Below are 23,811 nucleotides of genomic sequence, written 5' to 3' on the forward strand. Positions count from 1 at the left end.
CATGCACATCCTCATCGTGGACGACGAAGCCCTGGCCCGCAGCCGCCTGCGCACGCTGCTGTCCGACAGCGGCGGGCACACCCTGGCCGAGGCGGCGAATGCCGCAGAAGCGCTGCAGCTGCTGCGCGCGCCGGGCGGGCGGCCCTTCGACGCCGTGCTGCTCGACATCCACATGCCCGGGCAGGACGGGCTTTCCCTCGCGCATGTGCTGCGCGCCCTGGCCAGCCCTCCCGCCATCGTTTTCGTGACGGCGCATGCCGACCACGCCGTGAGCGCCTTCGAGCTGGACGCGGCGGACTACCTCACCAAGCCCGTGCGCGCCGAGCGCCTGCAGCAGGCGCTGGCCAAGGCCCAGCGCGCCGTCGCCCGGCCCGCGGCGGTCGCTCCCGCTTCGCCGGCCGCACCGGACACGGAGGCGCTGCTGATCCAGGACCGGGGCCGCACCGAACGCGTGCCGCTGGACGAGGTGGTCTATGTCAAGGCCGAACTGAAGTACCTCACCGTCCGCACGGGCACGCGCAGCTACATCCTGGACGGCGCGCTGAGCGAACTCGAAGCGCGCTATCCGTCCCGCTTCCTGCGCGTACACCGCAACGCGCTGGTCGCGCGGCGCGCGCTGCGGGCCATCGAGAAGCACTACGACCCGGTGGAAGGCGAAGGCTGGGCCGTGCGCATGCACGGCCTGCCGGAACTGCTGTCCGTGTCGCGCCGGCAGGTGTCCGCGGTTCGCGAGGCGCTGGCGGGCTAGCCGGCGTTGCCGGCCAGGGGGCCGCAGGGCGCCGCGGCACCCGTCCGGTTAGAAATACACAGGAGACAGACATGACGATTCCACGAGAACGCCCCCGGAAACATCCCCGGATGCGCACCGCGCTGCACGCCCTCGCCTGCGCCGCCGCGCTCTGCGCTGGCGCCGCGCCAGCGCAGCCGGCCTCTCCGGCCTCTCCGGCGTCGGCCGCCAGCGCACCCTCCGCAGCGCCGGTCCGGCCGGCCCCTGCCCCGCCGCGCGACGAATTCTTCTGGCTCGGGGAGATCAACAAGGCATCTGCCGTCATCAACATCGACCAGGGCCTGCTCGACAAGTCCCTGGCGCCGCTGGTCCACGGCGGCATCAGCAAGGTGCTGGCCGACGGCAACCGGCCCGGCGGCAAGCGGCCCAGGCTGGTGATCACTTTCGAGCCCCTGCTCATCGAGGCCGCGGGCCCGCAGATCACGCTGCTGCACGCCGGCCGCTCCAGCCAGGACATGCTCTCCACCGTGCGCGCGGCCATGCTGCGCGACCAGATGTTGCAACTGGCCGAGGCGCTGAACCAGACGACGGCCACGATGGTCCGGCTGGCCGACAGGCACCAGGCCACCGTGGTGCCCAACTACACGAACGGCGTGGCCGCGCAGCCCAACAGCTACGGCCACTATCTGCTGGGCCTGGCCAGCGGCCTGGACCGCGATGCGCAGCGCATCCGCGAGGCCTATGCCCGCATCGACCGCTCGCCCATGGGCACCACGGTGCTCAACGGCACGAGCTGGCCGCTCGACCGCCAGCGCATGGCGGACTACCTGGGCTTTTCCGCCACGGTGGACAATGCCTACGACGCCGCGCAGGTTTCGGCCGTGGACCAGCCGGTGGAGGCCGGCGCCATCGTCATGGCGATCGCCCTGCACGCCGGCTCCTTCATCGAGGACGTGATGACGCAGTACGCGCAGCCCCGCCCGTGGATCCTGCTGCAGGAAGGCGGCGGCAACACCTACGTGTCGAGCGCGATGCCGCAAAAGCGCAACCCCGGCCTGCTCAACGCCACGCGCCGCGACGCCTCGCAGGCCCTGACGCTGGGCATGGGCGCGGCCATCCAGGCGCACAACATCCCGCCGGGCATGCAGGACCCGAAGGAAGCGCGCAACAACACCGCCATGGTGCAGAGCGCGATCGACGTGCTGCGCCAGTGGGACCGCATCCTGGGCGCGCTGGTCATCGACCCGCAGCGCGCGCTCGAGGAATTGAACAGTGACTGGACCGCCTCGCAGGAACTGGCCGACGTGCTGATGCGCAAGTACCGGCTGCCCTTCCGCGTGGGCCACCATTTCGCGTCGGAGGCGGTCGGCTACGCCAAGGCCAAGGACATCAAGCCGCTGGACTTCCCCTACGCCGAGGCCCGCCGCATCTATGCGGAATCGGTGCACGGCTCGGAATTCCCCGCGCAACTGCCCATGGACGAGGCCGAGTTCCGCGCCACGCTGGACCCGGTGGCCATCGTCCGCCACCGCGCGACGGCCGGCGGCCCCCAGCCGGCGGAAATGGCCCGCATGCTCAAGGCCGCCCAGGCCCGCGTGGAGCAGCAATCGGCCTGGATAGCCGCGCAGCGCGCCCGCATCGGCGGCAGCCTCGCCCGCCTGGACCGCGACTTCGACCGCCTGGCCCCCCGCTGACCGCCGGGCCGCGCCGCGGGCAAGCGCGGCCCAGGCCAGCAGCAGCCAAGCAAGGGCCCCCCGCAGCGAGGGCTGCGTCCCCCCGCCCGCCATGCGCAGCATGGCGAGAGAGGGGGGAGGCGGCGAAGCCGCTCAGGGGGGTGCCCCTTAATGTGCGTGCGCCATCCCGCTCACCAGCGTGACCACCGCCATGCCCCCCAGCAGCCACGCGATCTGCGCCAGCGTCTGCGCGGCCGTCAGGCGCTTTTGCAATTGGGGGATGAGGTCGGCCAGCGCCACATAGACGAAGCTGCTGGACGCGATGGCCAGGAAATACGGCAGCCAGTCCTGCAGCTCGCCCACCAGGAAATAGCCCACCACGCCCCCGAGCGCGGTGACCGCTCCGGCCAGGGACACCTTGACCAGGGCCGCGCGCCGGTCGCCGCTGGACTGGCGCAGCACCACCAGATCGCCCATGTGGTGCGGCACTTCGTGGGCCAGGACGGCCAGCGCGGCGATGGCGCCCAGGCGCAGGTCGGCCAGGAAGGCGGAGGCAATCAGGACACCGTCGCCGAAGCAGTGGACGCTGTCGCCCGTGAGCAGGGCCCAGCCGCCGGAGCCGCGATGCGAGTGGGAATGGGCGTGGGAGTGGTGCCCATGGCCGTGTGCATCGTGCCCGTGGCCATCGTGGGTGTGTCCATGGGCGTGCGCGTGCCCTCCCCCCGTACCCGGGTCGTCGTTGGCCGGCCCCACGCCGTGCTCGTGGCCGTGGTGCCAGAGCTCCGCCTTGTCCAGCAGGAAGAAGAAGACCAGCCCCACCAGCAGCGTGGCGAAGAGTTCGTGCGCGCCGGCCTGGCTCTCGAAGGCCTCGGGTAGCAAATGCATGAAGGCCGTGGCCAGCAGCGCGCCGGCGGCGAAGCTCAGGAGGTGCCGCGGGCCGATGCCCGAGCGGCCGTCCCCCCAGCCGGCCCGCATGAGCAGGGCCGCCACCCACACGCTGCCGATACCCGCGGCCAGGGTGGCCAGGATGATTGCGATCAAAGTCATAGCTGTACGCGCTCGATTCTCGAAAACACAGGGCTTGCCGCGGCCGGCATCCGGCCCGCCAGGAAAGCGCAAACGAAAAAAGCCCCGAAGGGCTTTGCTGCGGAACGCGGCGCCCGGCGGGGCGGCGCGTCAGCCCACGCCGTGCGCCTTGAACCACGCCAGCGCGCGCTTCCACCCGTCCTCGGCGGCTTCCTTGCGGTAGCTGGGCCGGTAGTCGGCATGGAACGCATGCGGCGCGTCAGGGTACACCACGAACTCCGACGCCTTGGCGGCGGCGGACCCGTTCTTGAGGGCCGCTTTCATCTTATCAATCGTGTCAAGAGGGATTCCGGTGTCTTTTTCGCCGTAGAGGCCGAGCACCGGCGCCTTGAGGATGGGAGCGATGTCCACCGGGTGTTTGGGCGTGAGCTCGCCCGCCTGCCCCACCAGCCGGCCGTACCATGCCACGCCGGCCTTGACCGGGCCGTGGGCCGCATAGAGCCAGGTGATGCGCCCGCCCCAGCAGAAGCCCGTGATGCCCACCTTCGAGAGATCGCCGCCGTGGTCGCCGGCCCACTTCACGGTCGCGTCGAGGTCGGCCAGCACCTGGGCATCGGGCACCTTGGAGACGATCTCGCCCATGAGCCTGGAGATTTCGGTGTACTGCGAGGGGTCTCCCTGGCGGACGAACATCTCCGGCGCGATGGCGAGATAGCCCGCCTTCGCGAAGCGGCGGCAGGTGTCGGCGATGTACTCGTGCACGCCGAAGATCTCCTGGATCACCAGCACCACGGGCAGCCCCGTCTTGCCGGCGGGCGCGGCGCGGTAGGCCGGCACCTTGAAGCCGTTGACGTCGATCTCGACCTTGCCTGCCACCAGTCCATCGGACGGCGTGTGGATGGCCGTCTGCGCCATGACCGGCATCGCCGCGGCGGCGTAGCCCACGCCGAAGCCCGCGCCCAGCGCCACGCGCATGGCGGTGCGGCGGCTGGCACCGGCTTCGCTGGATTTGCCGGGCAGCAGGGCATCGAAATCTTTCCTGAGGTCGTCATGCAGCATGGAAGCTCCTGTGAAAAGAGGAAATGGGAACGCAGCGTCTGAAAGACTGGGCAGTCTATGTGAGGGCGCGGTCGATTGCACGGGATGGATTGCGCCCGAAATTTCTGTATTGACAGAAATTACCGAAGCAATAGACTCACAGCCATGCAACTGACCGACACCGCCCGCCGTTTCATCGTCCACTGGGGCGAAATGGGCACCGCCTGGGGCGTCAACCGCACCGTCGCCCAGATCCACGCCCTGCTCTTCTTCCATGGCCGGCCATTGCATGCGGAAGACATCTGCGAAACCCTCGGCGTCGCCCGGTCCAACGCGAGCAACAGCCTCAAGGAACTGCTCAACTGGCACCTGATCCGCGTCACCCACGTCCTGGGCGACCGGCGCGACTATTTCGAGACCTCCACCGACGTCTGGGAGCTGTTCCGCACCATCGTGCGCGAGCGCAAGGAGCGCGAGTTCGAGCCGACGGTGCGCATGCTGCGCGAACTGGCGAGCCGTCCGGAGCTGGCGGCCGAAGCCCCCGATGCGCAGGACCGCGTGCGGGAAACCCTGCGCCTGATGGAATCGCTGGATCTCTGGACCGAAGAGATGCTCCGGCTCACCCCTTCCACCCTCGAGAAAGTGCTGCGCCTGGGCGCCAGCGTGCAGAAGTTCGTGCGCGGCGACGACGCCGCATCCCGCAGCAAGCGTTCCCCGGCCGGCCAGCAGCCTCCGGGCACGCCCGCCGCCTGAGTCCGCCGCTTCGTTTCTCGCGCCTTTTTACGCCCCTCATTTCATTCCGTACAGAAATTTAAAAAGCAGAGAAAACCCAACGGCAGCCAACCATTTTCCCAGGAGCCCGCCATGACCACCGATCCGCAAGCCCTCTATCCCCTGACCCTCTACTTCGACTCCCGCTGCCAGCTCTGCCGGGCGGAGATGACCAACCTGCGGCTGCGCGACCGGGCCGGGCTGCTGCGGTTCGCGGACGTGTGGGCGCCCGGCTTCGAAGGCCCGCCGGGCACCACGCACGAGCAATTGCTGACGCTGATCCATGCCCGCACCGCGGATGGACGGGTGCTGCGCGGCGTGGAGGTGTTCCGCCGCGCTTATGCGGCCGTGGGCCTGGGCTGGGTCATGGCGGCCACGCGCCTGCCGGTGCTGGGCCCGCTCGCGGACCGGCTCTACCCGGTGCTGGCGCGCAACCGCTACCGCCTGCCGCGCTGGCTGGTGGGCGGCCTGTTCGAACGCGCGAGCCGGCGCGCGGCCCTGCGGCGGTGCGCGCCCGGCGACCGCTGCGACCTTTGAGGAGATCCACCATGCAAGTCCTCATCACCGGCGCGACCGGGTTCATCGGCCGGCACGTCGCCGCCCGGCTGCGCTCGGAAGGCCACACGGTCCACGAAGGCATTTCCCCGCGCCACGGCCGGCGCGATGCCGGGCAGGTGCCCATGGATTTCGCGCGCGACACCGACCCGGGAGCCTGGCTGCCCCGACTCGCGGGCATCGACGCGGTGGTCAACGCCGTGGGCGTGCTGCGCGACAGCCCCGGCCGCCCCATCGACGCCCTGCACCGCGATACCCCGATCGCGCTGTTCCAGGCCTGCGCCCAGGCCGGCGTGCGGCGGGTGGTGCAGATCTCCGCGCTGGGCGTGGACCGCGGCGAAACCCGCTATGCCCGCACCAAGCGCGGCGCGGACACGTTCCTGCTGGGCCTGGCGCAGGGCGCGGCTCCGGCGCCTTCGGCCTGCGTGCTGCGGCCCAGCATCGTGTTCGGCCGCGGCGGCGCGAGCAGCGCACTCTTCATGAACCTGGCGCGGCTGCCCGTGGTGGTGCTGCCGCGTCCCGTGCTGCAGGCCCGCGTGCAGCCGGTGGCCGTGCACGACCTTGCCGACGCCGTGGCCGCGCTGCTGGGTCCGGCCCAGGACCGGCAGGGCATCATCGAGTGCGCGGGCCCGGAGGCCGTGCCGATGGCCGGACTCGTCGCCAGCCTGCGGGCCCAGTGCGGGCATGGGCCGGCCCGCGTGGCGACACTGCCGGACGCGCTCAGCCGCCTGAGCGCGCGCCTCGGGGACCGCGTGCCGGCCTCGCCCTGGTGCAGCGAGAGCCTGGCGCTGCTGGGCAGCGACAACACCGCCGATCCCGCGCCGCTGCGCAGCCTCCTGGGCCGCGAGGCCGTGCACTACCGGGACCTGGTCGCCCGCGCCTGGAGGCAGCCATGACAGGGCGCACGCCATCGTCCGCGGGCCGGCGCGAACGGGGCTGGCTGCGCGCGAGCCTCGTGGCCGTCTGGCTGGGCACCGCGGTCGCGAGCGTGGCGGAGTTCCACGGCCAGAGCCGCGACCTGCTGGTGGCCGCCGGGATGCAGAACACCCTGCTCATGCAGGCCATCATCGCCGCCGGCATCGCCGCGGACCTGGCCGTCGGCGCATGGCTGTGGTGGCGGCCGGGCCGCCCCGCCTATGCCGCGGCCCTGCTGCTCATGGGCACGATGACCGTGATCGCCACATTCCTGCTGCCCGGGCTGTGGCTCGACCCGCTGGGCCGGCTGCTCAAGAACATTCCCATCGCGGCCATCCTGCTCGTGCTCTGGCACACGGAAGAATGGCGTCCATGAACTCGTACCTGGTCCTCAAGTGGGTGCACATCCTCTCCAGCGTGCTGCTGGTGGGCACGGGATTCGGCTCGGCCTTCTACCTGTTCTTCGCCAACCGCAGCGGCAGCGTGCAGGCCCAGGCCGTGGTGGCGCGCCTCGTGGTGCGCGCGGACACCTGGTTCACCACGCCCGCCGGCATCGTGCAGCCGGTCAGCGGCGTGGCGCTGGCCCACATGGCCGGCTGGCCGCTCGCCACGCCGTGGATCTCTGCCTCGCTGGAGCTGTACGTGGTCGCCGGCCTGTGCTGGCTGCCCGTGCTGTGGCTGCAGTGGCGCATGGCCGCCATGGCGCGCGACGCGGCGGACCGCGGCACCGCGCTGCCGGAAGACTACCGCCGCCATGCGCGCTGGTGGGAAGCGCTCGGCTACCCGGCCTTCATCGCCATGCTCGCGATCTACTACATGATGGTGGCCAAGCCGGCGCTCTGGGGCTGAAGGTGGCGCGCCCCCGGGCGTCCGGCCGGCGCCGTCAGACCGCGGGCTTGTCGCTCTGCGCCGTGAGGTTGTCGCGCAGTTCCTTCGACATCGGCAGGCCCAGTGCCTGGCCCTTGGGCGCGATGGGCGAGAGGAACCACTTGTTGTAGAGCTTCTCGAATTCGCCGGACTTCATCATGCCGCCGATCACGCCGTTGACCAGCGCCTGGAACTGCGGGTCGTCCTTGCGCAGCATGCAGGCATAGGGCTCGACCTGCAGTGCGTCCCCGACCACGTCCCATTCGGCCGGGTTCACGGCATTGGCCTTCAGGCCGAAGAGCAGGATGTCGTCCATCGCGAACGCCAGCGCCCGGCCCGTATCCACCAGCAGCATGGAGTCGTTGTGGTCCTTGCCCAGGATGATGTCCATCTCGAGGTTGTTGTCGCGGTTGTACTTGCGGATCACCTGGGCGTTCGTGGTGCCGGTGGTGCTGGCCACGGTCTTTTTCGCGAGGTCGGCGTAGTTCTTCACGCCCGAGGATTTCTTCACGAGCAGGCGCGTGCCGGTGTAGAAGTAGTTGACGGCGAACTGCACGTCCTTGGCGCGCGCGGTGTTGTTGGTGGTGGAGCCGCACTCCAGGTCCACCGTGCCGTTGGTCACCAGCGGGATGCGGTTCTGCGAGGTCACGGCCTGCAGCTCGACCTTGAGGTCGGGCTTGTTCAGCTTCTTCTTCACCGCATCCACCACCGCGTTGGAGATGTCCACCGAGAACCCGATGGGTGCGCCCGCGCCGGCCAGGTAGCTGAAGGGCACCGACGATTCGCGGTAGGCGAGCGTGATCTTGCCGCTGTCCGCGATCTTCTTGAGGGTGTCGGCCTGGGCGGCGGCACCGGCCAGCATGCCGCAGGCGAGCAGCGCGGCGGAGCAGAGGGTGGTTTTCATGGGAACTCCTTGGATGGAAAAAGCGGACGGCTCGGGCCCGGCGCAGCGCGGCGGTGCAGGCACTGTAGGAAGACGGCCCCGGCTTGAACAATTCATTCCGCGGCCGAAGCCATGCCGGAAAGTTATGCCCCGTCCGGGTCAACCCTGATATTCAGCAAGAACCGCGCCCGTCTTCCTGGCGATAAGGCCGGGCTGCAGGCCCCATTCCAGTGCATAACCTGAAGGCATGGACGCCCGGGCGAACGGCATTGTTCAAGCCGCGGGCACCGCCCTACAGTCTTGCCGATGTGCCGGCTGGCATGGAATGGACGGGACGAACGATGGGAATGGACAGGCATGCATGCATTCTGGGCGCGGGGATCGCGGGCCTGGCGACGGCCTATGCGCTGCAGCGGCAGGGCTGGCAGGTCACGGTGATCGACCAGGGGCCGGTGGGCGGCGGCGCGAGCGGCGGCAACGGCGCGCAGCTCAGCTACAGCTACGTGCAGCCGCTCGCCGACGCCTCCGTCTGGGGGCAGTTGCCCAAGCTCCTCTTCTCGCCGGATTCGCCGCTCAAGCTGCGGCCGCAGTGGAGCCTGCACCAGTGGCGCTGGGGCGCCGCCTTCCTCGCGGCCTGCAACGAGACGACCTCGCGCAGTACCACGGGCGCGCTGCTGGCGCTCGCCGCCCGCAGCCGCGTGGCGTTCGAGGGCTTGCTGGAGCGCGAAGGAATCGCCTGCGACTTCACGCGCACGGGCAAGCTGGTGGTGTACCGCTCGCCCGAATCCCTGGCCGCCGCCGAGCGGCAGATGGCGCTGCAGCGCGCCTGGGGCTGCGAGCAGGAATCCGTCTCCGCCGCGCGCTGCGTGGAGCTGGAGCCCGCGCTCGCCCACGGCACCGACCGCATCGCGGGCGCCATCTACACGCCCAGCGAATGCGCGGCCGATTGCCGCAAGGTCTGCGAAGGGCTGCAGGCACTGCTGGCAGCGCGGGGTGTGCGTTTCGTGCTGGACGCACAGCTGCGCGGCTTCGATCGCAGGGCCGACGGCCGCATCGCCGCGGTGCAGTTGCGCCGCGCGGGCAGCACGGAGGACGTGCGCATGGAAGCCGACCACTTCGTGCTGGCCCTGGGCAGTGCCAGCGCCGCCTGGGCCGCGCGGCTGGGCATGCGGCTGCCCGTGTACCCGCTCAAGGGCTACAGCCTCACGCTCGATGCGCCCGCCGATGCGGCCTGGGCTCCGCACGTGAACGTGACCGACGCGGCACGCAAGGTGGTGTTCGCCCGCCTGGGCGACCGGCTGCGCGTGGCGGGCATGGCTGAACTCGTGGGCGATGACCGCAGCATTCCGCAGGACCGCATCGACCGCCTGCGCCAGGCCGTGGTGGAGGTGTTCGGCCACGACCCGGGCGCCGACGCACCGCTGCGCCCCTGGACGGGCATGCGCCCCGCGACGCCGACGGGCCTGCCCATGGTGGGACGGCAGCCGGGCGGGCCCGCCAACGGCTGGCTGCACACGGGCCACGGCGCCCTGGGGTTCACGCTCTCGTTCGGCACCGCGGAGCAATTGGCGGAGGCGATGGCGCAGGCGCCGCAGGCCACCGCCGTACCGGGCGCCGTTCACGCCGCCTGAGCCGGCCCCTTCTGCACGGTCTGCAGCACGGCCTCGCGCATGCAGCGCACCATCGCATCGGCGAGCAGCGATGCCGGGCGGTGCGGCATGCGCAGCGCCCTCACCGGCACGGCGATGCGCGGCAGCAGCTCCAGCACGTCCACCTGCCGCCGGTCCGCGGATGCGGCAGTGCAGGCATCGACCAGCGCCACGCCCAGGCCGTGGTGCGCGAGCGCCAGCGCGGCATGGTAGGTCTGCACCGTGATCGCCGACTGCAGCCCCACCTCGGCCTCGCGGCAGGCATGGTTCACCATGGTGCCGAGCGGATCGTTCAGCCCCAGCCGCACCACCGGCACGCCGGCCAGATCGGCCAGGTGCACCGCGCCCGCGCCCACCACCTGGGCATCCAGCAGGCCGCGCGGCGCCACGCAGACCATGGCGCCTTCGGCGAGCGTCTCCTGCTCCAGCGACGGGTGCGACAGCGCCGAGAACACGAAGCCCACGTCGGCCTCCTGCAGCACCAGGGCCGAGACGATCTGCGGGGAATGCAGCGCGTCGATGGTGACGTGCACGCCGGGATGCAGCGCATGGAAGGCCCGCAGCGCCCGCGGCATCACCTCGTGGCTCAAGGCGAGCACGCTCAGCACGTGCAGCTCGCCTTCGCGCTGCTGCCCGCGCAGGCTGCCGGCCAGACGCTGTACCTCGTCGAGCTGCGTGAACAGCCGCTCGATGTGCGGGTAGAGCGTCTGCGCCTCGCGCGTCGGCACGAGGCGCCCCTTGTGCCGGTGGAACAGCGCGAAGCCCAGCTGCAGTTCCGCATGCGCGAGGATGCGGCTCACCGCGGGCTGCGTGACGTTGATGAGCCGCGCGGCCGCGCTCACGCTGCCCGTGAGCATCACGGCGTTGAAGACTTCGATGTGGCGCAGGCGCATGGAACGGCGAGACGGTGCAGTGGTGAGGACAGGGTGGGATATTGCATCAAAGCGTTTCCTATCTTCCAGTGCCGGAGCTTCCCTGCACAATCGCCGGCCATGACACCGCCCGCCACCGCATGCCTCTGCCCCACAGCACCGACGCATGCGACGAGGGTCTTCGCGCCACGCTTCACACCGCGCGCCACGCACCTGCTGGTATCCATCTTCGCCCTCGGCTGTGCTGCGGCCCACGCGGCGGCGCCCGCTCTTCCTTCCGCACGCGTCGGCATCGTGGACGCACGCATGCCTGACGCGGCGCGGGTCGCCTTGCCGGGCATGGGATCGCCTGCGCAAGCGGTGCCCGGCAACGCTGCACCGCCTCACGAACTGCGGTTTCTGCGCCTGTCGCCGCCAGCAGGCCAAGCCACGGAGTGCTGCATTCGCCCGCAGGCGCCGGTCGACCCGCAGGAAACCAGCCTGCTGCGCTACCAGGGCGCGGACACCGAACCCGCCGCCGAGCGCGAGGCCCGTTTCACCCATCTGCCGGGCGATGGATTCGTGGGACTGGCCTTGCAGGGAAAGCCCACGGTGAAGCGCACCTCTTCCCATCGCATCCTGCTGCGGTGGCCGGACAGCAGGCAACAGGTCCGCGTGGACCACTGCCTCGCCGCCGAGGGCCTGCACGTCAAGATCGCCGAAAGCACGGGCGCGGGCCGGTGGAAGCCCGTCGCCCATTACTACCTGCCTCTGGGCGCCGATGTGCAGTCCGACTGCCCGCGGGAGTGAAGGGGGGGCAGCGGAGCGGATCTGCCTGAGCCATCGGGCCGTCGTCGCGCTTTCTGGAATCCACGCGGTATGCACATCTTTACCGCCACCCCAGGAACTCCGCCGCATACTCGGCCCTCAGCATTCCGGTGGCGCCTCCGGCCACCGGCGGCGGAATCCGCCTGCATTCCTCTTTTCTCCCATGATGGCCATTGAACGACGACATCGACACGCAGCAGCCCTGACCGGGCCGATCCTCTCCATCGCGCTGTCCCTGGCGCTCGCCGGAGTCGGCGAGGTCCACGCCAGCCCGAACAAGACGACGACCAAGACCACCAGCAAGGCCACCGGCAAAACGGCCGGCAAGAATTCCGGCAAATCCGCTAGCAGGCCGGCATCGTCCGCCAGGGCCCGCGCCCGACCGGCCGCCCGGGCCCGCACCCCGGTGGCGGCGCCGGCACGCACGACCGGGGCGCCCGCGCACGCTGGCGCCCTGCTCTCCTTCCGGGTGGGTGTGGTGGATGCCTCCAGCCCCGGCTCCGCCCGCGTCGCGCTGGCGTCCGGCGACGCGGCGCCGGGTGGCGAACTGCACTACCTGCCGCTCTATCCCGCGGCCAAGGTGCCGGAGTGCTGCGTGCGCCCGCAGGCCGCGGTGCCCGCGCGGGACGTGTCCATCCTCCGCTTCGACGGGGACGATTCGCAGCTCGCCGCCGAGCATGCCGCGCAGTTCACGCAGGCGCCGGACGAGCCGTTCACGGGCCTGGCGGTGCAGGGCAAGGCCATGGTGACCCGCGCCTCCGACCAGCGGCTCTTCCTGCAGTGGCCGGACCGCAAGGTGTCGGTGCGCGTGGACCACTGCGTATCGGCCGAGGGCGTGCACGTGCGCATCGCGGACTCGGCGGGGCCGGGCCGCTGGCAGCCGGCGGCCTACTACTATCTGCCCCTCGCCAAACCGGCAACGCCGGACTGCCCGCTGGGCGACGTGTACTGACGCGGCGCCTTCAAGCCGTGCGGTTGAACGCGCCCCACTCCACGCACTGCCGGTTCAGCCACATCGTCTCTTCGAGCGGCGTCGCACGGCGCAGCGAGGCGCAGGCGGCCAGGGACAGCGCCCGCCCCTGTCGGGCATCGGCCACCTTCCTGCGCGGTGCGAGGCGTGCCAGCAGCGCTTCGCGCGCCGCGGCGGGAAGCGCCGGGCCCTCGGCAAGATAGGCCTCGGCAGACTGGTAGCGGTCGCGGCGCTGCAAACCCACCATGTAGGCCGAGCCGGTCGGGAGCCGGACCAGTTGCAGGTCCGGCACCACCATCACCACCGGAGCGATCGGCGCCAGCGCCGGCCACACGTCGTTGACGTAGTACTCCCCTTCCCAGTAGGCACGCGCGATGCGGACGAAATGCGCCACGTCGGACACGTTCAGCAGGCCGGATTCGGCCATGGGCAGGATTTCGATGGCGGGCTTGCGCACGTCCACCGTGTCGTTGGAGACGTCGACGTACAGGCTGCCGAACTGGAACGCGTTCTGGAAGTAGCGCTCGCGCAGCGCGCCCCACACGCTGCCAACGTAGCCACCCTCCTGCATGAAGGCACGGATGGCATCCAGGCCGGGCCGCGACGCCTCCGATGCCACCGCCGCGCGCAGTTTGCGCTCGAACGCCTGGGAAATTTCCAGGCAGCAGCCGTAGGGGTAGGGCTTGCGGTACGGGGGTGTGGTGCCCCGCAGTTCGTCGTCGACCTCGCGGCGCAGCGCGTGCAGATAACCCTCCAGCTCGGGAATACAGCCCTGGAGATGGCGGGCCGTCAGCCGTTGCTGTTCCCCACAGGCGGGGCGGATTTCCTGGGGCAGAAACGGGCGGGGTACGGACACGGACAGGAGCGGCTACGGTGGGCTCGCATCTTTGCTCGACCGCAAGCTCTCGTGCCCCGGGGCGCCGGGCGGAGCCACCGGACGCGGCGCCCCGTCGCGGACCGGCGGATCAGCGGCCGCGACGGCGCATCCGGGCGACGCCGAACAGCGCCAGCAGCCCGGACAGCAGGACCATGCCCCATTCGGAGAGCGTCGGGATGCTCGCCACCGTGCCGCCGCCACCGCCTACGGGCGTAGTGCTGCCCGTCACGGTAATCGCCAGAGTGGCACGGCGGGCGCTGTCGAGGGGCGGAGTGGAACCGTTGGTCTGCGTCACGGTGCCGGTACAAGGTGCCTGGCCGGTATTATTGGACAGCGAGCCCGGACCGGCGATCAGCGTCTGCTTGAACGTGATGGTGGAGTTCGCCGGAATCGCCGCGTTGTTGAAATTGAACGTGAAGGGCGTGCCGCCGGCGACGCTCGCTGCGGCAACCGTGGTGGTCGAATTCGCGGTGCCGACCAGCGTGCCGTCGAATGCGTTCAGCCGCGCTTCGAGCGCCACGGTGTAGCTGCCCGCGGTCGCCGTGCCATAGTTCACCGTCACGGTGTCGAGGGTGGTGCCGGCGTAGTTGGGCAGATAGAAAGACCGCGAGATGCCGTCGCCACCCGTATTGGTGTTGGCCGGACAGCTGACGATCGTGGCGGCGCCGGCGAATGCCGGTGCAAGCAGGGCAGCGAGCGCCAGGGTGCGAAGAGCGTATTGCATGGAATAGCGCGTGTGTTGAGTGAATCGATGGAAGTGCATCGAAGTGTAAGGCCATGCTGCCTTCTCGACGCCGTCCCTGAACCCTCGCGCTCCGCATTCCACGCCAGGCTCGGCCGTTCCCAGGGGCGCGAATCCAGAGCACGCCGCAGGTCTTCACGGCCCGCCTCAATTCCTCAGTGCGCTTTCTCCCAGTTCGGCCCCATGCCCACTTCCGCCAGCAGCGGCACCTTGAGCTCCGCCACGCCGGCCATGAGGCGCGGCACTTCGGTGCGCAGCCAGCCGGATTCCTCTTCGGGCAGTTCGAACACCAGTTCGTCGTGCACCTGCATGATCATCAGCACCTGCGGCTTGTCCGCGTCCAGCACCGCCTGCACGGCCACCATCGCCTTCTTGATGAGGTCCGCCGCCGTGCCCTGCATGGGCGCGTTGATGGCGGCGCGCTCTGCGGCGCCGCGCCGCGGGCCGTTGGGCGAATTGATCTCGGGCAGGTAGAGCCGCCGGCCGAACACCGTCTCGACATAGCCGCGCGCCTTGGCCGAGGCCTTGGTTTCGTCCATGTACTGCTTCACGCCGGGGTAGCGCTGGAAATAGCGGTCGATGTAGGCCGCGGCGGCCTTGTTGTCGATGCCCAGGTTGCGCGCGAGGCCGAAGCTGCTCATGCCGTAGATGAGCCCGAAGTTGATCACCTTGGCATAGCGGCGCTGCTCGCTGCTCACCTGGTCCACCGCCACGCCGAACACCTCGGCCGCGGTGGCGCGGTGCACGTCCAGCCCCTCGGTGAAGGCGCGCAGCAGCGCGTCGTCGCCGCTCAGGTGGGCCATGATGCGCAGCTCGATCTGGCTGTAGTCGGCGCTGGCGATCACGCGGCCCGGCGGCGCCACGAAGGCCTCGCGCACGCGCCGGCCTTCGGCCGTGCGGATGGGGATGTTCTGCAGGTTGGGCTCGTTGCTCGACAGGCGCCCCGTCACCGCCACGGCCTGCGCGTAGTGCGTATGCACCCGGCCCGTGCGCGGATCGGCCAGCTGGCCCAGCTTGTCGGTGTAGGTGCCCTTGAGCTTGGAGAGGCTGCGGTGCTCCAGGATCTTGGCGGGCAGCGGGTAGTCCTCGGCGAGTTTTTCCAGGACCTCCTCGTCGGTGCTCCGCGCGCCGGTCGCGGTCTTCTTCACCACGGGCAGGCCCAGCTTGTCGAAGAAGATCTCGCCGAGCTGCTTGGGGCTGCCGAGGTTGAACGGCTGGCCGGCGATGTCGTAGGCCTCCTGCTCGAGCCTGAGGATGCGCTGCCCGAGGTCGTGGCTCTGCTGCTGCAGCGTGGCCGTATCGATCAGCACGCCGTTGCGCTCGATGCGGAACAGCACCTCGCTGCTCTCCATCTCGAGGGCGTAGATGGCGCGCAGTTTCTCGTCGGCCTCGATCAGCGGCCAGAGCACGCGGTGCACGTCGAGCGTCTGGTCCGAGTCTTCGCAGGAATAGGCCGCGGCCTGCTCGACCGGCACCTGCGCGAACGGGATCTGCTTGGCGCCCTTGCCGCAGAGGTCTTCGTAGCTGATGCCGGTGCGGCCCGTGTGGCGCTCGGCCAGGCTCGCGAGGTTGTGCGGCCGGTGCACTTCCAGCACGTAGCTCTGCAGCATGGTGTCGTGCGCATAGCCGCGTACATCGATGCCGTGGTTGGCGAACACGTGGCGGTCGTACTTGACGTGCTGGCCCAGCTTGGGCCGGGAAGCATCCTCCAGCCAGGGCTTCAGGCGCTCCAGCACGGTGTCGAGCGGCAGTTGTTCGGGCGCCTCGGGGCCGGAATGCGCGAGCGGAATGTAGGCGGCGGCACCGGGCTCCACGCTGAAGCTCAGGCCCACGATCTGGGCGCGCAGTTCGTCGAGCGAGTTGGTCTCGGTATCGAGCGCGACCAGGTCGGCCGCCTGGATGCGGGCGAACCAGCGGTCGAACTCCTCCCAAGCGAGGATCGTGTCGTAGGCCACTTCGCGCCCCTGTGCGGCCTCGGCGACGAAGGTCGTGCCGCTGTCGGCGAACAGGTCGCCGCTCGCACCGGGTAGCGTGGCCGTGGCATTGGCGGGCGTGGTGTCTTCCAGCGCACGGGCCAGCCCCTTGAAGCCGAACTTCTCGTAGAACTCGCGGAGCTGCGCCGTCTCCAGCGCGCCGGCCGCGATGCCGTCCAGCGCCGGCAGGCCTTCCACATGCCCGGCCAGGTCGCAATCGGTGCGGATGGTGACCAGCTCGCGCCCCTTGGGCAGCCAGTCGAGCGCGTTGCGCAGGTTCTCGCCCGCCACGCCCTTGATCTCGCCCGCGCGCGCCAGCAGCCCGTCGAGCGAACCGTATTCGTTCAGCCACTTGGCAGCCGTCTTGGGGCCCACCTTGGGCACCCCGGGCACGTTGTCCACCGCATCGCCCACCAGCGTCTGGTAATCGACCATGAGCGAGGGCGGCACGCCGAACTCGGCCGTGACCCCCGCCACGTCGCGGCGCTTGCCGCTCATGGTGTCGATGATGGTGATGTGCTCGTCCACCAGTTGCGACAGGTCCTTGTCGCCGCTGGAGACGATGACCTCGATGCCCTGGCGCGCCGCGCAGGCCGCGAGGGTGCCGATCACGTCGTCGGCCTCCACGCCCGGCACGCAGACCACCGGCCAGCCCAGCAGGCGCACGACCTGGTGGATGGGCTCGATCTGGGCGCGCAGGTCGTCGGGCATGGGGGCGCGGTGCGCCTTGTATTCGGGGTAGAGCGTGTCGCGGAAGGTCGGTCCGCTCGCGTCGAAGACGCAGGCGGCGTAGTCGGCGGGATAGTCCTTGCGCAGCGCCTGCAGCATGTTGATCATGCCGCGGATGGCCCCGGTGGCGGGGCTGGCCGGGTCGCCGGGCACGGCCCGCAGGTCCGGCATGGCGTGGAAGGCGCGGTAGAGGTAGCTGGAGCCGTCCACCAGCACCAGGGTCTTGGGTTTGCTCATGGTCCGGGATTGTGCCCGCGGGCGGGTGCGCGCGCCCGCGCGGGCCTACAATCCGCCCATGCGCGCCGCCACCACCTTCCTTCTCCTGGCGCTGGCCTCCGTGCCGGCCCTTGCCCAGACTCCCGCACCCTCGCCCGCTCCGCAGGCCGCCCCCGCGGCCGACGCGCAGCCCGGTGCCGCGGCGGATGCCGAGCCGGGCCGGCGCAACCAACGCGTGGAGCGCATCCGCATCGAGGACGAAGGCAGCCGCGTGGACGAGCTGCGCGTGGGCGGGCAGACGCAGAGCATCACGGTGCAGCCCAAGGCCGGCACCACCATGCCCGAGTACGAAGTGCAGCCGCCCGACGGCGTGCGCGCGCGCCCCGGCAGCCGCAGCGGCGCGGAAACCATCACCAGCCCACGGGTCTGGAACGTCATGAAGTTCTGAACCCCGGGCCCGGGCGCATCCGCCCCGGTTCCGCCCGCCCCCCGGCGGGCACGGCATCCTCCCCGCAGGGCGCCTGCCGCGCCGTCCGGCCCCGGCTGCCTTCCCGCCCTTTTCTTTCGTCTTTCCGCTCTTCTCCCCGCCAAGCAATGGCCGTTTTCACCGAAGTCTCCAAGAAAGAGGCGCGCGATCTGCTGCGCCGTTTGCAGCTGGGCACCCTGGAGTCGCTGCGCGGCATCGAAGGCGGCATCGAGAACACGAACTACTTCCTCACCAGCGACCAGGGCGAGTACGTGCTCACGCTGTTCGAGCGCCTGACCGCCGAGCAGTTGCCGTTCTACCTGCACCTGATGAAGCACCTCGCGCAGGCGGGGATTCCCGTGCCGGACCCGCGCGGCGACCGCCATGGGAACATCCTGCACTCCGTCGCGGGCAAGCCCGCCGCCGTGGTGAACAAGTTGCCCGGCAGGAGCCAGCTCGCGCCCGGGCCGGTGCACTGCGCGGCGGTGGGCGGCATGCTGGCCCGCATGCATCTGGCCGGCCGGGACTACGAGCGCCGGCAGCCCAACCTGCGCGGCCTGGCCTGGTGGAACGAGACGGTGCCCGTGGTGCTGCCCCACATCGGCGAGGCCCAGCGCACCCTGCTGCGCTCCGAACTGGCCTACCAGAACCATGTCGCCGCCTCCGCGGGCTACGCGGCGCTGCCGCGCGGCCCGGTCCATGCCGACCTGTTCCGCGACAACGCGATGTTCGACGGCGAGGCCCTGACCGGCTTCTTCGACTTCTATTTCGCGGGCGTGGACACCTGGCTGTTCGACCTGGCGGTGTGCCTGAACGACTGGTGCATCGACTGGCCCACCGGTCTCCACGAATCCGGGCGCGCCGCGGCCATGCTGGATGCCTACCAGGCGGTGCGACCGCTGTCGGCCGACGAGCGGGCCCTGCTGCCCGCGATGCTGCGCGCCGGCGCGCTGCGCTTCTGGATCTCCCGGCTGTGGGATTTCCACCTGCCGCGCGAGGCCAGCCTGCTCACGCCGCACGATCCGGCGCACTTCGAGCGGGTGCTGCGCGGCCGCATCGCCCGGCCGCTGCATGCGCGCGCGGGCGGCGGATTCGAGGAATGAGCGCACCGGCCGCCGGCCACCGTGGCGGCGCGGCCACATGAAACCCGCCGGCGCGCCCGGAAACCCGCGCCCGCCCGGCCCATCCGTCCCTTCGGCGCGACAATCCTCCTGAACCACGCGCCGCGGCATGCCCTGGAGCCATGCCCGCCGGCGCGACCGCGCCTCCCGCGAAGCGCCCAGCCACTGCCCGACGGGCGTAACACGCACACTGCACCGCCATGAAACTGCACATCGTCCCTGCCCGCGCCGGCCTGGAATGGGTCCGCCTCGGCATTCGCATCTTCTGGCGCCAGCCGATGGCGCTGGCGGCCCTGTTCTTCCTGACCATGGCGGCGATGTCCATCGCCACGCTGCTGCCGCTCGTCGGGCCCGCCGTGGCCCTGGCACTGCTGCCCTCCGCCACGCTGGCCATGATGGTGGCCGCCGGCGACGCCACGCAGGGACGCTTTCCCACCCCGGCCCTGCTGCTGGTGGCCTTCCGCACCGGCCGGCAGCGCCTGCGCTCCATGCTCGTGCTCGGCGCGCTCTATGCCGTCGGCTTCCTCGCCGTCATGGCCATCTCCGCGCTGCTGGACGGCGGACAGTTCGCGCGCGTGTACCTGGGCGGCGAGGAGCTCACGCGCGAAATGGCCGAACTGCCGCAGTTCCAGGCGGCGATGTGGCTCGCGCTGGCGCTCTACGTTCCGCTGTCGCTGCTCTTCTGGCACGCGCCCGGCCTGGTGCACTGGCACGGCGTGCCGCCGGTGAAGGCGCTGTTCTTCAGCATCGTCGCCTGCCTGCGCAACATCGGGGCGTTCACCGTGTACGGCCTTGCATGGACGGGGGTCTTCCTGGGCGCGGGCATCGCCGCCAGCGTATTCGTGACGCTGCTGGCCCTCATGGGCCTGGGCAGCGCGCTCGCGGCGGGCATCATGGTCGGCACGGCCATGCTGCTGGCCGCCATGTTCTTCACGTCGGTGGTGTTCTCGTTCCGCGACTGCTTCGAGCCGCCCGAGCGTCCCGCCGCGCTGGAGGACGCCCCGGGCGCGGCCTGAAGGGCCGCCCGGCGCGCGTCACGCCGCCGTCACGCAATCGTCAAATCCGTGTCATCGCGGATTCCTAGCATCCGGACCGACGGCAGGCCCGGGTTCGCCCGGCCTGCCCGACCGAGAGGCACGCGCCGCGCCGCTCCCACGGAGCCGGCAGCGATGCCCGCACCGCAGACCGACCCATCCGGAATCCACGATGTCCCACACCCCGATGCCCTCCCGCCGCAAGGCCCTGCAATTCCTGGCCGGCGTGCCCCTGCTGCCCCTGGGCGCCAGCGCATCCGCCGCCTCCCTGCTGGCTGCCTGCGGCGGCGGCAGCGACGGCCCTGCTCCCAACTTCGCGTCCGCCAGCTTCACGTCGATGGCCGCGCCTTCGCTCACCACGCCCGCCGCGATGGCGACGACCACCGTGGGCTCCACGCTGAACGTGAAGTTCAGCGACGATTCGGTCCAGAGCTACCAGCTCGCCTACCAGCCCTTCTTCGTCACCGGCGACCGCGTGTCCGACGGCAAGGGCGGCACGATCCTCGCCGGCGGCTACGTGGACATCAACAACCAGCCCATCATCGACACGACCGTGGCCGGCAAGGAGCGCCAGTTCTTCTCCGACTCGCCCGACGGCACCTCGCTGCTCACCGTGCCCAACGCCAAGGTGGACGGCGTGAAGGGCAACCCCGTGTTCGCCGTGGTGCAGTTCGAATACACCACCTGGGCACAGGACGGCAAGACCGACATGTACGGCAAGCTGCCCTCCCCCATCGCCGTGCTCTCGCTCGACCAGGACCCCGCCACCGGCAAGCTCACGCTCGTGAAGTACCACAACGTGGACACCTCCAAGGTGCACGGCCTGTGGATCACCTGCGGCGCGAGCCTCTCGCCCTGGGGCACGCACCTGTCCAGCGAAGAGTACGAGCCCGATGCGTTCACGGCTGCCTCGAGCGCGCAGTTCAAGGCCTACAGCAAGAACCTGTACGGCAGCGAGACGGCCGCCAATCCCTACCACTACGGCCACATGCCCGAAGTGACGGTGAACCCGGACGGCACCGCCTCCATCAGGAAGCACTTCTGCATGGGCCGCATCTCCCATGAGCTGGTGCAGGTGATGCCCGACCAGCGCACCGCCCTCATGGGCGACGACGCCACCAACAGCGGCTACTTCGTCTTCGTGGCCGACAAGGAAAAGGATCTGTCCTCCGGCACGCTGTACGCGGCCAAGGTGGGCGCAGGCTTCTCGATCGACCCGGCCGCGAATTCCGCAGCCCCCCTCACCTGGATCAAGCTGGGCTCCGCCACCAGCGCGGAAATCGAGAAGCTCGCCAGCACCCTCAAGCCCACCGACATCATGTCCGTGTCCTCCACCGACCCGAAGGACACGAGCTACACGAAGATCGTCGCCAACGGCAAGACGGAGTGGATCAAGATCAACCCCGGCATGGAGAAGGCCGCCGCCTTCCTGGAAACCCACCGCTACGCGGCATTCGTCGGTGCGAGCCTGGGCTTCACCAAGATGGAAGGCACCACCGTCAACGCCCGCGACAAGATCGCCTACTCGGCGCTGCAGAACGTGCAGTCGTCGATGGTGGCGGGCAACGCCGCCAACGTGCCGGGCAACGGCATCTCGGTGCCCAAGCAGCTGGCGGCCGGCGTGGTGATGGCGCTCAACCTGCGCGGTGGCCAGAAGGACACCCAGGGCAACGCCATCAACAGCGACTGGATGCCCGTGGACACGAAGGCCCTGCTGGCCGGCGAGGACATCGCCGCCGACGCGCTGGGCAACACGGCCAACCCCAACAACATCGCCAACCCGGACAACCTGAAGTTCTCGGAGAAGCTGCGCACCCTCTTCATCGGCGAGGACAGCAGCCAGCACGTGAACAACTTCCTGTGGGCCTACAACGTGGACACGAAGCAGCTCTCGCGCATCATGTCGGTGCCGGCGGGCGGCGAATCCACCGGCCTGCACGCCGTGGACGAGATCAACGGCTTCACCTACATCATGAGCAACTTCCAGCACGCCGGCGACTGGGGCAGCATCCACTCCAAGGTGAAGGACCAGCTCGACCCGCTGATCCGCGCCAACTACAAGGACAAGTTCGGCTCCGCAGTGGGATACCTGACCGGCACGCCCCGGCAGATGAAGCTGGGCGCCTGACTTTCCGGACGGCATCGTCCGCAGGCATGCGCCGCGGATGTCGCGCGGCGCACCCCGCTCTTCCGCGAGGCCCCTTGGGGCCTCGCTTTTTTTTGTGCCGCCCGAAGGCTCCAAGCCGGCCGGGCGCATCGCGCCGCAGGGGTCAGAGCGATCTCCCCGGGGCCATCCCCGGACCTCCCCAGGCGTTGTCCCTGCGCAGCGATTTGCTACTTTTTAGATAGCAATAATTCCTTGATGAACCTGTAGTTCCAGGCGTCCCGCAACGATCCATGCTGCTGTATGGACACCGCCCGGAGATGATAATTAATCTCATTCCTATAATGCCTGCGCCCGCTGTGCTCCACCGCGGCACGGACCGGGAGGGTTCGGCGCCGCAGTGACCACCGGCACGACGGGGCCGGCTCCACCCCGCCGGCTCCGCACGGCTTCCGCCCGCCGCGTCACGCCCCGTGCGGCCCGGCAGCCCGGCAGCCCGGATGCCGTGGACGCCTTCCTCCGTCCACCCGCCTTTTGTCCCTTCATTTCAGGAGATGCCATGAACACCGCTTCGTTCCAAACCACCGTTCTCTCCGGGCTGCTGGCCGTCGCCGCGCTCGGCTCCACGGGGGTGGTACTGGCACAGGCGGCACCGCAGGGTGCCGGCGCGCCCGCCGCGGCCCCTTCGGCCGCGGCGGCCACCCCGGCCGCCGTGGCAGCGCACTACGCGGTACTGGTGCACGCCAACTACGCCGACGCGCTCGCCGCCGCGAAGACCATGCAGGCCGCCATCAGGGCATTCACGGCCAAACCCTCGGCGGAGACGCTGGCCGAGGCCCGCAAGACCTGGCTGGCCGCGCGCGAGTTCTATGGCCAGACCGAGGCGTTCCGCTTCTATGGCGGCCCCATCGACGACGACAAGGGTCCCGAGGGACAGATCAATGCCTGGCCCATGGACGAATCCTACGTGGACAGCGTGGAAGGCCGGCCCGACGCGGGCCTGGTGAACGACCGCAAGTTCGCCATCACCAAGAAGAACCTCGCCGCGCAGAACGAGCGCGGCGGCGAGGAAAACGTCGCCACGGGCTGGCACGCGATCGAGTTCTTCCTCTGGGGACAGGACCTGTCCGAAACCGGTCCCGGCGACCGCAACGTCGATGATTTCGTGGATGGCAAAGGCAAGAACGCCGACCGGCGCCGCCAGTACCTGAACGTGGTCACGGACCTGCTCATCGACGACCTGTCCTTCCTCGTGCAGGCATGGGACCCGAAGGTGCCGAACAACTACCGCGCGAAGTTCGTCAGGGGGGGCCAGGAATCGGTGCGCAAGATGCTGGTGGGCCTGGGCTCGCTGTCGCGCGGCGAGCTGGCGGGCGAGCGCCTCGAGGTCGCGCTCAACAGCCAGGACCAGGAGGACGAGCACTCGTGCTTCTCCGACAACACGCACCGCGACGCGGTGACGAACGCGCTGGGCATCCGCAACGTCTGGCTCGGAGAGTACAAGCGTGCCGACGGCAGCCTGGTGAAGGGCGCGTCGCTGCGCGACCTGGTCGCCGCGAAGGACGCCGCGCTGGCCGGGAGGACCACCCGGCAGATCGCCGCCTCCGTCGAGGCCGCGGAAGGCATCCAGGCCCCGTTCGACCGCGAGATCATCGGCGGCAAGGACGCCCCCGGGCGCCTGCGCATCCAGAAGACCATCGACAGCCTGACGCAGCAGAGCAAGGACCTCGTCGAGGCGGCCAACGCGATCGGCATCACCAAGCTGACGCTCGTGCAGCCGTGAGGGTGGCGCACGA

The 23,811-nt window shown here is 70.1% G+C and carries 22 protein-coding genes; 15 read left to right on the plus strand and 7 right to left on the minus strand.

Features of this window, described 5'->3' with window-relative positions; translation table 11 throughout:
• Position 1 precedes the first annotated feature (1 nt).
• The gene (locus BLR99_RS14670) at positions 2-748 is read left to right on the plus strand and encodes a LytR/AlgR family response regulator transcription factor (RefSeq protein ID WP_011795073.1); all 747 of its coding nucleotides are present in this window, start codon (positions 2-4) and stop codon (positions 746-748) included.
• 71 nt (positions 749-819) lie between these two features.
• The gene (locus tag BLR99_RS14675; protein WP_011795072.1) at positions 820-2,421 is read left to right on the plus strand and encodes a lyase family protein; all 1,602 of its coding nucleotides are present in this window, start codon (positions 820-822) and stop codon (positions 2,419-2,421) included.
• 147 nt (positions 2,422-2,568) lie between these two features.
• Here BLR99_RS14675 and BLR99_RS14680 read toward each other — a convergent pair whose 3' ends face one another.
• A complete protein-coding gene (locus BLR99_RS14680; RefSeq protein ID WP_017439029.1) occupies positions 2,569-3,447 on the minus strand; it encodes a ZIP family metal transporter in 879 nt (292 codons plus the stop codon).
• A gap of 129 nt (positions 3,448-3,576) precedes the next feature.
• On the minus strand, positions 3,577-4,485 hold the full coding sequence (locus BLR99_RS14685; protein WP_011795070.1) for a dienelactone hydrolase family protein: 909 nt from the start codon (positions 4,483-4,485) through the stop codon (positions 3,577-3,579).
• 144 nt (positions 4,486-4,629) lie between these two features.
• Between BLR99_RS14685 and BLR99_RS14690 the strand changes: the two genes are divergently transcribed.
• From BLR99_RS14690 to BLR99_RS14710, 5 genes are all read left to right on the plus strand, one after another.
• Entirely contained in the window at positions 4,630-5,217 is a 588-nt protein-coding gene (locus BLR99_RS14690; RefSeq protein ID WP_017439030.1) for a GbsR/MarR family transcriptional regulator, read from the plus strand.
• A gap of 111 nt (positions 5,218-5,328) precedes the next feature.
• Entirely contained in the window at positions 5,329-5,772 is a 444-nt protein-coding gene (locus tag BLR99_RS14695) for a thiol-disulfide oxidoreductase DCC family protein (protein WP_011795068.1), read from the plus strand.
• An 11-nt stretch (positions 5,773-5,783) separates the two neighbouring features.
• Entirely contained in the window at positions 5,784-6,686 is a 903-nt protein-coding gene (locus BLR99_RS14700) for an NAD-dependent epimerase/dehydratase family protein (protein ID WP_048857359.1), read from the plus strand.
• Entirely contained in the window at positions 6,683-7,081 is a 399-nt protein-coding gene (locus BLR99_RS14705; RefSeq protein ID WP_011795066.1) for a DoxX-like family protein, read from the plus strand. Before BLR99_RS14700 ends, BLR99_RS14705 begins: the two co-directional genes overlap by 4 nt.
• A complete protein-coding gene (locus BLR99_RS14710) occupies positions 7,078-7,554 on the plus strand; it encodes a DUF2269 family protein (RefSeq protein ID WP_048857365.1) in 477 nt (158 codons plus the stop codon). The genes BLR99_RS14705 and BLR99_RS14710 overlap by 4 nt, the downstream gene beginning before the upstream one ends.
• Positions 7,555-7,588: 34 nt before the next feature.
• Here BLR99_RS14710 and BLR99_RS14715 read toward each other — a convergent pair whose 3' ends face one another.
• On the minus strand, positions 7,589-8,476 hold the full coding sequence (locus tag BLR99_RS14715; RefSeq protein WP_011795064.1) for a transporter substrate-binding domain-containing protein: 888 nt from the start codon (positions 8,474-8,476) through the stop codon (positions 7,589-7,591).
• Between the two features lie 320 nt (positions 8,477-8,796).
• Here BLR99_RS14715 and BLR99_RS14720 point away from each other — a divergent pair, with 320 nt between their 5' ends.
• Positions 8,797-10,086: an FAD-dependent oxidoreductase gene (locus BLR99_RS14720; RefSeq protein ID WP_170838052.1), complete on the plus strand. Its 1,290-nt coding sequence runs from the start codon at positions 8,797-8,799 to the stop codon at positions 10,084-10,086.
• On the opposite strand, the gene BLR99_RS14725 is transcribed toward BLR99_RS14720, so the two are convergent.
• Complete coding sequence (locus BLR99_RS14725; protein WP_017439503.1) at positions 10,074-10,997, minus strand: LysR substrate-binding domain-containing protein; 924 nt, start codon at positions 10,995-10,997, stop codon at positions 10,074-10,076. The two genes, BLR99_RS14720 and BLR99_RS14725, sit on opposite strands and share 13 nt — an antisense overlap.
• Positions 10,998-11,096: 99 nt before the next feature.
• Here BLR99_RS14725 and BLR99_RS14730 point away from each other — a divergent pair, with 99 nt between their 5' ends.
• Positions 11,097-11,765: a hypothetical protein gene (locus tag BLR99_RS14730; protein ID WP_017439504.1), complete on the plus strand. Its 669-nt coding sequence runs from the start codon at positions 11,097-11,099 to the stop codon at positions 11,763-11,765.
• A gap of 181 nt (positions 11,766-11,946) precedes the next feature.
• Positions 11,947-12,735 carry a hypothetical protein gene (locus BLR99_RS14735; protein ID WP_048857360.1) on the plus strand — a complete coding sequence of 263 codons (789 nt, stop codon included), beginning with the start codon at positions 11,947-11,949 and terminating at the stop codon, positions 12,733-12,735.
• A gap of 10 nt (positions 12,736-12,745) precedes the next feature.
• Here the strand turns inward: BLR99_RS14735 and BLR99_RS14740 are convergent, their stop codons facing one another.
• The 3 genes from BLR99_RS14740 to polA form a co-directional block, all read right to left on the minus strand.
• The gene (locus BLR99_RS14740; RefSeq protein WP_048857361.1) at positions 12,746-13,609 is read right to left on the minus strand and encodes a hypothetical protein; all 864 of its coding nucleotides are present in this window, start codon (positions 13,607-13,609) and stop codon (positions 12,746-12,748) included.
• Positions 13,610-13,718: 109 nt separating this feature from the next.
• On the minus strand, positions 13,719-14,354 hold the full coding sequence (locus BLR99_RS14745) for an IPTL-CTERM sorting domain-containing protein (RefSeq protein WP_228193985.1): 636 nt from the start codon (positions 14,352-14,354) through the stop codon (positions 13,719-13,721).
• Positions 14,355-14,527: 173 nt separating this feature from the next.
• The gene (polA, locus tag BLR99_RS14750) at positions 14,528-17,311 is read right to left on the minus strand and encodes a DNA polymerase I (RefSeq protein ID WP_011795057.1); all 2,784 of its coding nucleotides are present in this window, start codon (positions 17,309-17,311) and stop codon (positions 14,528-14,530) included.
• A gap of 58 nt (positions 17,312-17,369) precedes the next feature.
• Here polA and BLR99_RS14755 point away from each other — a divergent pair, with 58 nt between their 5' ends.
• From BLR99_RS14755 to BLR99_RS14775, 5 genes are all read left to right on the plus strand, one after another.
• Positions 17,370-17,738, plus strand: coding sequence for a hypothetical protein (locus tag BLR99_RS14755; RefSeq protein ID WP_011795056.1), 369 nt, complete (start codon positions 17,370-17,372; stop codon positions 17,736-17,738).
• Between the two features lie 146 nt (positions 17,739-17,884).
• Positions 17,885-18,859, plus strand: a complete 975-nt coding sequence (locus tag BLR99_RS14760) for a homoserine kinase (protein ID WP_011795055.1) — start codon at positions 17,885-17,887, stop codon at positions 18,857-18,859.
• A 218-nt stretch (positions 18,860-19,077) separates the two neighbouring features.
• Positions 19,078-19,893 (plus strand): BPSS1780 family membrane protein, encoded by an 816-nt coding sequence (locus BLR99_RS14765; RefSeq protein WP_011795054.1) that lies wholly within the window; start codon positions 19,078-19,080, stop codon positions 19,891-19,893.
• Positions 19,894-20,083: 190 nt separating this feature from the next.
• Complete coding sequence (locus BLR99_RS14770) at positions 20,084-22,039, plus strand: PhoX family protein (protein ID WP_046059682.1); 1,956 nt, start codon at positions 20,084-20,086, stop codon at positions 22,037-22,039.
• Positions 22,040-22,574: 535 nt separating this feature from the next.
• Complete coding sequence (locus tag BLR99_RS14775; protein WP_046059683.1) at positions 22,575-23,798, plus strand: imelysin family protein; 1,224 nt, start codon at positions 22,575-22,577, stop codon at positions 23,796-23,798.
• Positions 23,799-23,811: the final 13 nt, after the last annotated feature.

Origin of the sequence: Paracidovorax citrulli, from assembly GCF_900100305.1 — a bacterium.
GTDB classification, from domain to species: domain Bacteria; phylum Pseudomonadota; class Gammaproteobacteria; order Burkholderiales; family Burkholderiaceae_C; genus Paracidovorax; species Paracidovorax citrulli.